Genomic DNA, 12,852 nt, shown 5'->3' with positions numbered 1-12,852 from the left:
TTTTTTAGAGCCCTTGTTATAAAGCGGCTCTTAAGTGTCTGTAGGCCATTCAGCACTCGTTTTTGCTTTCACCAAAAAACTTAGAATCATCTCAAAATAGATATAAGGGGACTTAGAGTGAACAAGTCGGAACTGATTGATGCTATCGCTGCATCCGCTGATATCCCGAAAGCTGCTGCTGGCCGTGCGCTGGACGCTGTAATCGAATCCGTCACTGGCGCTCTGAAGGCTGGCGACTCCGTTGTTCTGGTTGGTTTCGGTACTTTCTCCGTGACGGATCGTCCGGCTCGTACCGGTCGTAACCCGCAGACCGGCAAGACTCTGGAAATCCCGGCTGCCAAGAAGCCAGGTTTCAAAGCCGGTAAAGCACTGAAAGAAGCTGTTAACTAAGTTTTCAGGTTTTTACCCATCCGGGTCGGGGTCATGCCTGACTTGGCAGCGGAGCGGTAGAGCAGGTCGCTGAAACAGTGGCCTGTAACGCCGGGATCGAGGGTTCGAGCCCTGTCCGCTCCGCCAGTTACGAGAAGGCGCATCCTCGGATGCGCCTTTCTTCTATCCGGATTCTACCCACGCTCCACGGTTGCCTAATTTTGAAGTTCAACCGTTTCTGGGGGACGCATGCTGCAGAATATCAGGGACAATTCACAAGGCTGGATTGCCAAGACCATTATCGGGGTCATCGTTGCACTGATGGCTCTGACCGGTTTCGACGCCATTTTCCAGGCCACGACTCACAAGAATGAGGCGGCCAAGGTCAACGGTGAAGAAATCAGCCAGAACGAACTGAGCCAGGCCGTTGACATGCAACGCCGTCAGCTGATGCAACAGTTGGGCAAAGACTTCGATGCTTCCTTGCTCGACGAAAAAATGCTGCGTGAATCGGCCCTCAAGGGTCTGATCGATCGCAAGCTGTTGCTGCAAGGCGCCGAACAAGCGAAATTCGCTTTCTCCGAAGGCGCCCTGGACCAAGTGATCCTGCAGACACCTGAATTCCAGGTGGACGGCAAGTTCAGCTCCGAGCGCTTCGACCAGGTGATCCGTCAACTGGGTTACAGCCGCATGCAATTCCGCCAGATGCTGGCTCAGGAAATGCTGATCGGCCAACTGCGCGCCGGTGTGGCGGGCAGTGGTTTTGTTACCGACGCTGAAGTGCTGGCATTCGCCCGTCTGGAAAAACAGACCCGCGATTTCGCCACCCTGAACGTCAAGGCTGATCCGGCGGCGGTCAAACTGACCGACGACGAGGTCAAGGCCTACTACGACGAACACGCCAAGGAGTTCATGACTCCTGATCAAGTGATCATCGATTACGTTGAGCTGAAGAAGTCCTCGTTCTTTGATCAGGTTGCCGTCAAGGACGAAGACCTGCAGGCGGCGTATCAGAAAGAGATCGCCAACCTGTCGGAACAGCGTCGTGCCGCGCACATTCTGATCGAAGTGAACGACAAGACCACCGAGGCTCAGGCCAAAGCGAAGATCGACGAAGTCCAGGCGCGTCTGGCCAAGGGCGAGAAGTTCGAAGCGCTGGCCAAAGAGTTCTCGCAGGATCCGGGTTCGGCCAATAACGGCGGTGACCTCGGTTACGCAGGTCCTGGCGTTTACGATCCAGCGTTCGAAAAAGCCCTGTACTCGCTGTCGAAAGACCAGGTGTCCGAGCCGATTCGTACTGACTTCGGTTACCACTTGATCAAGCTGTTGGGTGTCGAAGCGCCTGAAGTGCCGACCCTGGCCAGCCTGAAAGACAAGCTGACCCGCGAGCTGAAAGCCGCGCAGGTCGAGCAGCGTTTCGTCGAGGCAACCAAGCAACTGGAAGATTCGGCGTTCGAAGCGTCTGACCTGGCTCAGCCAGCGGCGGATCTGAAGCTGACCGTGCACACCTCCAAGCCGTTCGGCCGTGAAGGTGGCGAAGGTGTTGCGGCCAACCGTGCCGTGGTTACTGCTGCGTTCAGTACCGAAGTGATCGACGAGGGTGCCAATAGCACCGCCATCGAGCTGGATCCGGAAACCGTGATCGTGCTGCGCTCCAAGGAGCACCTCAAGCCTGCGCAACTGCCGCTGGAAAGCGTGAATGCGGCGATCCGCACTCAGTTGACCAAAGAGCACGCCAGCGCGGCTGCCAAGACCAAGGCCGAGAAGCTGATTGCTGATCTGCGCGATGGCAAGGCTCCGCTGGACAAAGCGGTTGAGGGTCAGAACTGGAAAGCCACCGAAGCGGCCACCCGTGGTCAGGAAGGTGTTGATCCGGCGGTGCTGCAGGCGTTGTTCCGTATGCCGAAGCCGGCTGCCAAGGATAAGCCGACGTTCACCAGCGTGACGTTGGCGGATGGCAGTCTGATGATCGTGCGTCTGAATGGCGTTAACGAAGCGGCTGCACCGACGGATGAAGAGAAGGTTCAGTACCGTCGTTTCCTTGCTTCGCGTGAGGGGCAGCAGGACTTTGCGGCGTATCGCAAGCAGTTGGAAGCTCAGGCTGAGATCAAGCGGTTTTGATGTCTGATTGAGCTGTTATGTGATGTGAAAGCCCCGGCCTTATGGTCGGGGTTTTTTTTGGGGCGTTGGGTAGTGGCGGCCTTTGGGCCGACCATGTTCTTGGGGTTTTGGGTGAATATCCGTTGCTTCGGGTGTTGCCGCTGGCGGTTCCGCCCTTACGGCGGGTCACTTTGGCAAACGCCCCAAAGTAACCAAAGGTCTGTGCCCTGACGTTCGGCCCGCTCGCTGGGGCTCGGGGTTCCTTCGCTCCGGGATCGATCCGGGGGCATCGCCTACGGTTTGCTTCGCTGCACCTCCTCTCGATGTGTTCGACTTCGTCGAACGGTCGCTGCGCTCCCACCCCCCGGATCAATCCCTCCACTCAGCCTGCCGACGGGCTCTAAGATCAAAAGCTGCAGCCGAGCTAACGCTCATCCTGTTGAGTGGGGCGGCTTTGCCGCGTGGGCGGTACACAAATTAAACCTGTGGGAGTGAGCCTGCTCGCGAAGGCGGCCTGCCAGCCGACCAATCTTCTGTCAGATGTACTCAATCCCACTGTAGGAGTGAGCCTGCTCGCGAAGGCGGCCTGCCAGCCGACCAATCTTCTGTCAGATGTACTCAATCCAATTGTGGGAGCGAGCCTGCTCGCGAAAGCGGCCTGCCAGCCGACCAATCTTCTGTCTGATTTACTCAGTTCCACTGTAGGAGCGAGCCTGCTCGCGATGGCGGCCTGCCAGCCGACCAATCTTCTGTCAGATGTACTCAATCCAATTGTGGGAGCGAGCCTGCTCGCGAAAGCGGCCTGCCAGCCGGCCAGTCTTCTGTCAGATGTACTCAGTTCCACTGTAGGAGTGAGCCTGCTCGCGATGGCGGCCTGCCAGCCTACCAATCTTCTGTCAGATGTACTCAATCCAATTGTGGGAGTGAGCCTGCTCGCGATGGCGGCCTGCCAGCCGACCAATCTTCTGTCGGATGTACTCAATCCAATTGTGGGAGCGAGCCTGCTCGCGAAAGCGGCCTGCCAGCCGACCAATCTTCTGTCTGATGTACTCAGTTCCACTGTAGGAGTGAGCCTGCTCGCGATGGCGGCCTGCCAGCCGACCAATCTTCTGTCAGATGTACTCAATCCAATTGTGGGAGCGAGCCTGCTCGCGAAAGCGGCCTGCCAATCGACCGATTTCCAGCTGTCTGGCCTCAATCCAACAGCGCATTCGCTCTCATACGGCTCTTGGAAAACCATGTCCCCGAGCCATTGCCGCCACATAAAGTGTCAACACCAACAATCCAGCAACAATCCACGGGAATACCCCCACGCCAAGGTCGCCCAGCAACAAACCACCCACCAACCCCCCGCCAGCAATCCCGACATTCCACAGCGTAACCAGCATCGATTGCGCTGTGTCAGCAGCCTCTTTCGCGGTTTTCGCCGAGGCGGTTTGCAGCAGCGAGGGCATTGCGCCAAACGCCAGTCCCCACACAGCGGTGGCGATGTAAACCACGCTTGGCGAGTCGCGCCACAGGCCCAGTGCTATCGCGGACAGCAGGAACAGTCCGGCACTGATCAACACCAGTTCGCGCAGCCAGCGGTCAATCAGGCTGCCGACGATCCACAGGCTCAGCACTGAGGCGAGGCCGAATACCAGCAGCACGCGGTCGACATTGGCGTCCAGTCCGGAAGGCTGCAGGAAGGGCGCGATGTAGGTGTAGAGCAAGTTGTGCGCGACGACGTAGGTGAGGGTGACAAACAAGACGGATCGCACGCCCGGCAAGGTAAACACCTGACGCAGCGGCATGCGCTTTCCCACGCGTTCGCCGGCGAAGTCCGGTACTTGCCAGCGCACCCAGACCACTAGCACAACGGTCAACGCGGTCATGATGGCAAAGCTCAAGCGCCACCCGACGAGGGTGCCGAGCAGGGTGCCTGCCGGTATCCCCAGTGACAGCGCAAGCGGCGCGCCGAGCATGGCCACAGTGATGGCGCGGCCTTGCAGGTGCGGGGCGACCATGCGGCTGGCGTAACCGGCCAGCAGTGCCCAAAGCAAACCGGCAAATACCCCGGCGATAAGGCGTGCGATCAGGGTCAGCCAGTACCACTCCGACAGGGCGGTGATGCTGTTGGCGATGGCAAAGCCGCCGATGGCGGATAGCAACAGCGGTCTGCGGCGCCAGCCGCGGGTGGCGATCGTCAGGGGAATTGCTGCGAGTATCGAACCGATCGCGTACAGCGTGACCAGTTGCCCGATCAGCGCCTGGGACACATTCAGGCCGCTGCTCATCTGCGGTAAGAGGCCGGCGGGCATGGCTTCGGTCATGACCGTAATGAATCCGGCGGTGGCCAACGCCAACAGGGCGCCGAGGGGTAATCGCTCTTGGCGATCGAGAGGGTGTTCAAGTGTGGGGCAATTGAGTTGTGCGTCGTTCATGAGCCGGCATCCATGTGCAAAGTTGACGAGGAGCACAGGGTAGGGCGCTGCACATCGGCGAAAAACGGGTTAAGGTTCCGAACATATCGGACACGGATGTCAGCAATGGGAGGTTGGTATGGATAGCCTGGGCAGTATTTCGGTGTTTGTTCAGGTTGCCGAGACGCGCAGTTTTACTGAGGCTGGCCGACTGCAAGGGGTGTCATCGTCGGCGGTGGGCAAAAGTATCGCGCGGCTGGAAGCGCGACTCGGCGTGCGGTTGTTTCAACGCACCACTCGCAGCGTTACGCTGACCAGTGAAGGCGCACTGTTTCTGGAGCGCTGTCGCAAGATTCTCGCGGAGGTCGAGGCGGCGGAGTTCGAGTTGTGCGATGCGGCTGCGAAACCCCATGGCAAGTTGCGCATCAGCCTGCCTCAGGTGCACGGACTGGTGATGCCGGTCATGAACGAGTTCATGGCGTTGTACCCGCAGATTGAACTGGATCTGGATTTGACCGATCGCATGGTCGATGTGGTTGAAGAAGGTTTCGACGCCGTAATCCGTACCGGTAAACCACGGGATTCGCGGCTGATGGCGCGACCGTTGGGCGAGTTTCACATGGTGCTGGTGGCCAGCCCCGCTTATTTACAGCAACGCGGTGTGCCGCAAACGCCCGGCGACCTGGCGACTCATGCGTGCCTTCGGCATACGTTTCATGCCACCGGCAAACTGGAAGCCTGGCCGTTGATTCGCGCGCAGGGCGCCGCCGAGCCGACGTTGCCGACTCGGCTGGTCAGTACGTCGATCGAGGCAGTGAGCCATGCCGTGCTGGCCGGCATGGGCATTGCCTGTCTGCCTGATTTCATGACGCGTGAGGCCGAGGCGCAAGGGCGCTTGCAGCGGGTGCTCGACGCGCATCTACAGCACACCGGGCAGTTCTGGGTGCTATGGCCATCGAGTCGCCACGCCACGGCGAAATTGCGCGTGTTCATCGATCATCTGGCGTTGCGACTTTTTCCCGCAACTGATGGTCGATAGAGTTGTAACTGCTTTAAGACACTAATCCATGCGCCGCGGGGGCGTGATCTGTTGCACAATACGCCCCGGACTGTTTTCTCTCAGGATGTTCAATGTTGATTTCCACTCCCATGCGTGTTGTCGGGTTGGCGCTGTTGTTGACCGCTGTTGGCGGCTGTTCGAAAGACAAGCCGATGTATGAGCATGAGAACTTCGATGACTCCGGCACGTTTTCGCGCAATTACCCGGTGACCGATTCGGTCAGTTGCGAAGCGGCCCGGCGTGCGTTGCTCAGTCAGGGTTACATCATCACCAGCAGTGACCCGAAACTGGTCAGTGGCCACAAGAGTTTCCAGCAAACCGGCGACACCCACATGGAGATCAGCTTCAACGTGGTCTGCGCCGATGACGGCAGTGCCGGGCACCATGCGACGATGTTCGCCAACGCCTTGCAGGATCGTTATGCGCTGAAGAAGACCAACAACTCGGCCAGCCTCGGCGTGGGTGTGTTGGGTTCGGTGTCGATGCCGATCGGCTCGTCCGACGATTCGATGGTCAAGGTTGCCAGTGAGACGGTGACCTCGCAGAAGTTCTATGAGCGCTTCTTCACGTTGGTGGAGCTGTTCCTGCCAGCGGAAGCAAAGAAAGCTGCGCACATTGAAGAGAAGCCGAAGGCTGATCTCGGCGTGCCTGAGGCGAAGGCTGCTCCGGCAGCGCTGGCGCCAACGCCGACTCCAACGCCTGCGCCCGCCGCAACCCCGACGCCTGCAGCGGAGCCGGCTCCCGCGCCTGCTGAAGTCGCCCCCGTGACGTCTGAACCGGTTGCGCCACCGGCTGAGGCCGCGCCGATCACTCCGGCGCCGAGCGCAGAACCTGCACCGGCGACCGAAACCATCACGCCACCGGCCAACCCGGACATCCCGCCGCCATCCGAGCCGATTCCGGCGATGCCAGCGTCTGGCCAATAATCAAGCCTCACCGCAAATCCCTGTGGGAGCGAGCCTGCTCGCGAAGACGGACTTTCAGTCACCTATGTGCTGAAGGGTCCGACGCCTTCGCGAGCAGGCTCGCTCACAGTGGTTTCTGATGCACTTAAAATCTCGTTACATTCCCCTGACAAAAATCCTGCGATAAATTCCTGACCACCTGCTACGTTTTATTCATGAAGGCCAGGTTTCACTTTTCCTTCACACGAGCACGTTAAGCTCGAGGCACTGGGCATTTGCTCAGGCCCATTCAAGAGAGCAGCAGGGGGATTACACGATGGATGATTATCAAGAAGAGCTGCTCGAGTACCAAGCCTTTGAACTGGACCAACCCGAGCCCGCCGAAGACGCCACCGAGCTTTAACTTGCAGCTTGAAGCTGGTAACTCGCAGCTGCTTTTATGCCGTTTTGCGGTGACTGCGGCGGAATTCGCCCGGCGTCTGACCGCTCCAGCGTTTGAAGGCTCGCTGGAACGCTTCGGCTGAGGCAAACCCCAGCAGATAAGCGATTTCTCCGAAGGCAAGTTCGGTATCGCGGATGTAGGTCATCGCCAGATCCCGGCGCGTGTCGTTGAGGATCGCGCGAAACTGCGTACCTTCCTCGGCCAATTTGCGTCGCAAGGTCCAGGTAGGCAGCTTCAGGCGTGCCGCCACTTCTTCCAGGTCGGGTTCCCGGCCACCATTGAGCAAAGGCCCCAGTAGCTGAGTGATGCGCTCGCGCAGGCTGCGGGTTCGGGTCAATTGCTCCAGTTCCCGTTCACACAGTTGCAGCAGATGCCGCCAGGTACTCGGGCAATGCTCGGGATTACGCTGTGCGAGGCTGTCGAGGCTCAGGCGCAGTTGATTGCGCTCTGCACCGAACTGGATCGGGCAATCGCCCAACACGCTATAGGCATCGCGGTAATCCGGTTCTTCGAATTCGATTTCGATACGTTCAGCGCGCAGCGGTTCGCGGCTGACGCTGGAGAGCTGATGCAGCCACCCGGCGATGATCGAGTCCACGACAAAACGGTTATAGGCGTTGTACGGGCTGATCGAATAGAAACGCAGCCACGCGCCATGGGCATCTTCGTGGAAGCTGGACTGGCCGCGATAGTTGGAACCGTACAACGCCTCGAAACGGATCAGGCAGCGCGCGGCCTCACGCACAGTCGGCGCTTGTGCGGCGGTGACGCCGGCCAGCCCGGCCTGACTCAGGCGACTGAGCTGGCCCATGCGCAGGCCCAGCGCCGAATCGCCGGTCAACTGAATCGCCGCGTGGCCCAGGCGCATATAGCGCGGAATCGACAAACGCGCACCGGCCTCGGCCAGTCGCGCGGCGTCCAGACCATATTGCTCGAGCAACGGCTGTGGATCCGCTGCGTGACTGCGCACCGCATCGGCGAGGCTGTGCACAAACCCCACCGACAGATCCCCGAGGCGCATCGGCAGTGGTTTCATGGCTTACAACCAGATGTTCAGCAAACGCGCGCCACGGGCCTCGCCATCGGCAAACTGCTGACCGTTGCTGCTGAGGAAACTCTGGCCGGAACTGGCCTTGTCCCAGAACTGCCCACGCAGGAAAACGCTCATGCCGGCAATCGCTCGACTGCTCGGCGGTTGTGCAGTAAGGGTCAGGCGATGCCAGGCCTGGCCTTCGGTGAGTTCGCCGGGTTTGAGGCTGACCGAGCTCGGGGTGTTGGAACTCTTGTAGCCGCGCCAAGGCAGGTTCCAGGCACGATGACCGAGTACTTGCGCGGGCACCGCGACCAATTGCGCGCCTTGCTCGTCGAGTTTGCGGTAGTTATCCGGATACCAGCTGTCGCTGCCAATCAGCACGCCGAGGCGTCCGGCCGGAGTATCGACGACATTGAGCAAGTGTTTGTCTGCGCCTTCGATCACTTCTCGCTGATCGAACACCGGGTGCATCTGCCGTTGCGGCTGGCCAAGCGGCACGCCATCACGACTGAACACCACACTGCTATTGAACAACGCGCCGCTGCCGGGTTTGAGCTGGCCGTCGCGGATGCTCGGTTCTGGCAGCACGATCGAGCCGGCCACCAGCGTCACATGAAACTCCTTGGCCAGACCACCGAACAGCGCCTGATAGTCCTTGGCCATGGCCTTGGATTTCATGCGCAGGTACGCATCGTTGAGACGGTCTTTGCCGTTGGCGCTGAGCCAGGCGCGGGCAAACAATAACGGATTGCTCGCCGCCAGCCAGTTCATTGCTTCGGCGAGGGTCGGGGCCTGATACAACTCGTCTTTCTCGCCGCTGAGCAGCAGCCAGGTGCCGACGTTCTCCGGCAACACCACCACGGTTTTGTCGTTCAACAAGCCTTGATCCTGCGCTTGCTGCAGGTAGGCCGCCAGTTTGCGACGCAGGCGCTCGGGGCTCTGGTAGTCCGTGGGAAACAATTCGGGCTGGATACCGAGCAGATTGCCACGGTCGGCGGGCGTGCCCTGGTCGACCGCCAGCTTGATACGCAGGTCCGACAAGTAATGCCCCGCCGGCCGATCCGCCGCCCACATGGCGTAGGTGGTCAGGGCGGCGACAAGGGCCATGGAGAAGAACAGATACAAAAGTTTGCGCATGTAAACCAACAACTACCGGGTACAGGGTATGGCGACTAGGGTAGGGGCCATGGACCGGGTTGCCAAGGGGCACTGCGCATTTGGATCAATAAGTTGTCAGTTACGGTCATTGAGTGACAGCGATGCGACTCTTAGTCTGTCGAACATGACTGACGGGAGCCGCAGAGCCCCCGCAACTTTTCCGTGATTGCTCGTTGTGGAGTTACCGATGACCGCCGCTCATTACCCGCACCTGTTGGCCCCGCTGGACCTGGGATTCACCACGCTGCGCAACCGCACCCTGATGGGCTCGATGCACACCGGCCTGGAAGAAAAACCGGGTGGTTTCGAGCGCATGGCGGCGTACTTCGCCGAACGTGCCCGTGGCGGCGTTGGCCTGATGGTCACTGGCGGTATCGGCCCGAACGACGAGGGCGGCGTTTACTCTGGCGCAGCCAAGCTGACCACCGAGGAAGAAGCGCTCAAGCATCGCATCGTCACCCGCGCGGTGCACGAGGCGGGCGGCAAGATCTGCATGCAGATCCTCCACGCCGGGCGTTATGCCTACAGCCCGAAACAAGTCGCGCCGAGTGCGATCCAGGCGCCGATCAACCCGTTCAAGCCTAAAGAGCTGGACGAAGAAGGCATCGAGAAGCAGATCAGCGATTTCGTCACCTGCTCGGTGCTGGCGCAGACCGCCGAGTACGATGGCGTCGAGATCATGGGTTCGGAAGGTTATTTCATTAACCAGTTCCTTGCCGCGCACACCAACCACCGCACCGACCGCTGGGGTGGCAGCTACGAAAACCGCATGCGCCTGCCGGTGGAAATCGTTCGTCGCGTGCGTGAAGCGGTCGGCCCGAACTTCATCATTATTTTCCGTCTGTCGATGCTCGATCTGGTCGAGGGCGGCAGCACTTGGGATGAGATCGTCACCCTGGCCAAAGCCATCGAGCAGGCCGGCGCGACCATCATCAACACCGGCATTGGCTGGCACGAAGCGCGAATCCCGACCATCGCCACCAAAGTGCCGCGTGCGGCATTCAGCAAGGTCACGGCCAAACTGCGCGGCTCGGTGAAGATCCCGTTGATCACCACCAACCGCATCAACACCCCGGAAATCGCCGAGCAGATTCTCGCCGAAGGTGATGCCGACATGGTCTCGATGGCGCGGCCGTTCCTCGCCGACCCGGACTTCGTCAACAAGGCCGCCGAAGGCCGCGCCGACGAAATCAACACCTGCATCGGCTGCAACCAGGCGTGCCTCGATCACACCTTCGGCGGCAAGCTGACCAGTTGCCTGGTCAACCCGCGTGCCTGCCACGAGACCGAACTGAACTACCTGCCGGTGCAGCAGATCAAGAAGATTGCGGTGGTTGGCGCCGGCCCCGCCGGTTTGTCCGCTGCGACCGTGGCCGCCGAGCGTGGCCATCAGGTGACGTTGTTCGATTCGGCCAGTGAAATTGGCGGCCAGTTCAACATCGCCAAGCGCGTGCCGGGCAAGGAGGAATTCTTCGAAACCCTGCGTTACTTCAAGCGCAAGTTGCAGACCACGAATGTTGAGGTATGCCTGAACACCCGCGTCGATGTGGCGAAACTGGTTGAAGGCGGTTACGACGAAATCATCCTCGCCACCGGCATTGCGCCGCGTCTGCCGGCGATTCCGGGTGTCGACAATGCCAAAGTGCTCAGCTACCTGGACGTGATCCTTGAGCGCAAACCGGTCGGTAAGCGTGTCGCGGTGATCGGCGCCGGCGGTATCGGTTTTGACGTGTCGGAATTCCTCGTCCACGAAGGCGTGGCCACCAGTCAGGATCGTGCGGCGTTCTGGAAAGAGTGGGGCATCGACACGCAACTGGAAGCCCGTGGTGGCGTGGCCGGGATCAAAGCCGCACCGCATGCGCCGGCCCGTGAAGTGTTCCTGTTGCAGCGCAAGAAAACCAAGGTCGGTGATGGTCTGGGTAAAACCACTGGCTGGATTCACCGTACCGGTCTGAAGAACAAGCAGGTACAAATGCTCAACAGCGTTGAATACCTGAGCATCGACGACCAAGGCCTGCACATTCGTATTGGCGAAACCGGCGAGCCGCAAGTGCTGGCGGTGGACAACATCGTGATTTGCGCGGGGCAGGATCCGCTGCGTGAACTGCATGATGGTTTGGTTGAAGCGGGGCAGAATGTGCACCTGATCGGTGGTGCCGATGTCGCGGCCGAGCTGGATGCCAAGCGTGCGATCAACCAGGGCTCGCGCCTCGCCGCTGAACTTTAAGCTCCGCCGCTGAACCTGTGGGAGCGAGCCTGCTCGCGAAAGCGGAGTGTCAGCCAATACACTTGTCAACTGACACGACGCCTTCGCGAGCAGGCTCGCTCCCACAGGGGGTGTGTTGTTCACTGATTCGGTGAGCACCACCCAACCAATGCAGGAGTGAGCCTGCTCGCGATGGCTGCTGATGAGCGACTAGAATGCGGGCTCTGTCCAGATCGAATCGCCGCCCATGCTTTTGCCTCCCGCCAACTGGCTCCCCCAAGCCCCTCTCGAACACCTTCACCTCGACTGGCTGACATCCGCCGGCATTGAAGTGGCCATCCTGCGCCTCGACCAGATCGACCCGCTGATCAGCGGCAACAAATGGTTCAAACTCGTTGAACACCTCAAAGCCGCCGACCGTGCGGGTGCCGAGGGCATCATCAGTCTCGGTGGTGCGCATTCCAATCATCTGCACGCGTTGGCGGCGGCGGGGAAACGGTTGGGGTTCAAAACCGTGGGGCTGTTGCGCGGGCATGCACAGGAAACGCCGACAGTGCAGGATTTGCAGGCATTCGGCATGCAACTGCATTGGTTGGGTTACGGCGGCTACCGCGCACGAAACGAGCCGGGATTCTGGGAGCCTTGGCTCGCGCAGTATCCGCAGTTGTATGCGGTGCCCGAGGGTGGTGGCGGTTTATCGGGGGCGCTCGGTTGTGCCGCCATCAAGGAACAGGCGCAAGCGCAATTGGCCACGCTCGGCTGGAGCGATTACCACGGATGGTGGCTGGCTTGCGGCACCGGGACGACACTCGCCGGGCTGGTTCTCGCCGAGGCGGGTGTGCACCCGGTCTATGGTGCGCTGGCTGTCCCTGAAGATCACGGCGTGGCGCCGCAGGTCGAGTCGATTATGCAGTCAGCCGGACTGGCCACTGCCGGCTATGAACTGATCGACGCCAGCCGTGGCGGTTTTGCCAAGGTTGATCCGGTGTTGCTGGAGTTCATCGAACAAACCGAGCAAGCCAGCGGCATACCTCTGGAGCCGCTGTACACCGGCAAGGCGTTGCTGGCACTCAAGCAACAGGTCGAGGCAGGCAGGTTCGCGCCCGGCACGCGGCTGATCTTTATTCACACCGGTGGCTTGCAGGGCCGCCGTGGGTTCAGCGCCAGCCGCTGATAT

At 60.2% G+C, this 12,852-nt stretch carries 9 protein-coding genes; 6 read left to right on the top strand and 3 right to left on the bottom strand.

Annotated features, from left to right (window positions below; genetic code table 11):
* Positions 1-117: 117 nt before the first annotated feature.
* Together HU718_RS19720 and HU718_RS19715 are read left to right on the top strand one after the other, a co-directional pair.
* Positions 118-390 (top strand): HU family DNA-binding protein, encoded by a 273-nt coding sequence (locus HU718_RS19720; RefSeq protein WP_003183171.1) that lies wholly within the window; start codon positions 118-120, stop codon positions 388-390.
* 228 nt (positions 391-618) lie between these two features.
* The gene (locus tag HU718_RS19715; protein ID WP_186616229.1) at positions 619-2,490 is read left to right on the top strand and encodes a SurA N-terminal domain-containing protein; all 1,872 of its coding nucleotides are present in this window, start codon (positions 619-621) and stop codon (positions 2,488-2,490) included.
* Positions 2,491-3,686: 1,196 nt separating this feature from the next.
* On the opposite strand, the gene HU718_RS19710 is transcribed toward HU718_RS19715, so the two are convergent.
* Complete coding sequence (locus tag HU718_RS19710) at positions 3,687-4,892, bottom strand: MFS transporter (RefSeq protein ID WP_186616228.1); 1,206 nt, start codon at positions 4,890-4,892, stop codon at positions 3,687-3,689.
* A 118-nt stretch (positions 4,893-5,010) separates the two neighbouring features.
* Here HU718_RS19710 and HU718_RS19705 point away from each other — a divergent pair, with 118 nt between their 5' ends.
* Together HU718_RS19705 and HU718_RS19700 are read left to right on the top strand one after the other, a co-directional pair.
* Entirely contained in the window at positions 5,011-5,910 is a 900-nt protein-coding gene (locus tag HU718_RS19705; RefSeq protein ID WP_186616227.1) for a LysR family transcriptional regulator, read from the top strand.
* 92 nt (positions 5,911-6,002) lie between these two features.
* Positions 6,003-6,857, top strand: a complete 855-nt coding sequence (locus tag HU718_RS19700; RefSeq protein WP_186616226.1) for a DUF2242 domain-containing protein — start codon at positions 6,003-6,005, stop codon at positions 6,855-6,857.
* A 416-nt stretch (positions 6,858-7,273) separates the two neighbouring features.
* On the opposite strand, the gene HU718_RS19695 is transcribed toward HU718_RS19700, so the two are convergent.
* Together HU718_RS19695 and HU718_RS19690 are read right to left on the bottom strand one after the other, a co-directional pair.
* Positions 7,274-8,314, bottom strand: coding sequence for an AraC family transcriptional regulator (locus HU718_RS19695; RefSeq protein ID WP_095118163.1), 1,041 nt, complete (start codon positions 8,312-8,314; stop codon positions 7,274-7,276).
* Positions 8,315-8,317: 3 nt separating this feature from the next.
* On the bottom strand, positions 8,318-9,448 hold the full coding sequence (locus HU718_RS19690; protein WP_186616225.1) for a carbon-nitrogen hydrolase family protein: 1,131 nt from the start codon (positions 9,446-9,448) through the stop codon (positions 8,318-8,320).
* Positions 9,449-9,656: 208 nt separating this feature from the next.
* On the opposite strand from HU718_RS19690, the gene HU718_RS19685 reads away from it, so the two are divergent.
* Positions 9,657-11,696 carry an NADPH-dependent 2,4-dienoyl-CoA reductase gene (locus HU718_RS19685; RefSeq protein ID WP_186616224.1) on the top strand — a complete coding sequence of 680 codons (2,040 nt, stop codon included), beginning with the start codon at positions 9,657-9,659 and terminating at the stop codon, positions 11,694-11,696.
* Between the two features lie 226 nt (positions 11,697-11,922).
* On the top strand, positions 11,923-12,849 hold the full coding sequence (locus HU718_RS19680; protein ID WP_186616223.1) for a 1-aminocyclopropane-1-carboxylate deaminase/D-cysteine desulfhydrase: 927 nt from the start codon (positions 11,923-11,925) through the stop codon (positions 12,847-12,849).
* Positions 12,850-12,852 lie beyond the last annotated feature (3 nt).

It is taken from the genome of Pseudomonas tensinigenes (assembly GCF_014268445.2).
GTDB classification, from domain to species: domain Bacteria; phylum Pseudomonadota; class Gammaproteobacteria; order Pseudomonadales; family Pseudomonadaceae; genus Aquipseudomonas; species Aquipseudomonas tensinigenes.
This window is presented reverse-complemented; position numbering and strand designations above follow the sequence as displayed.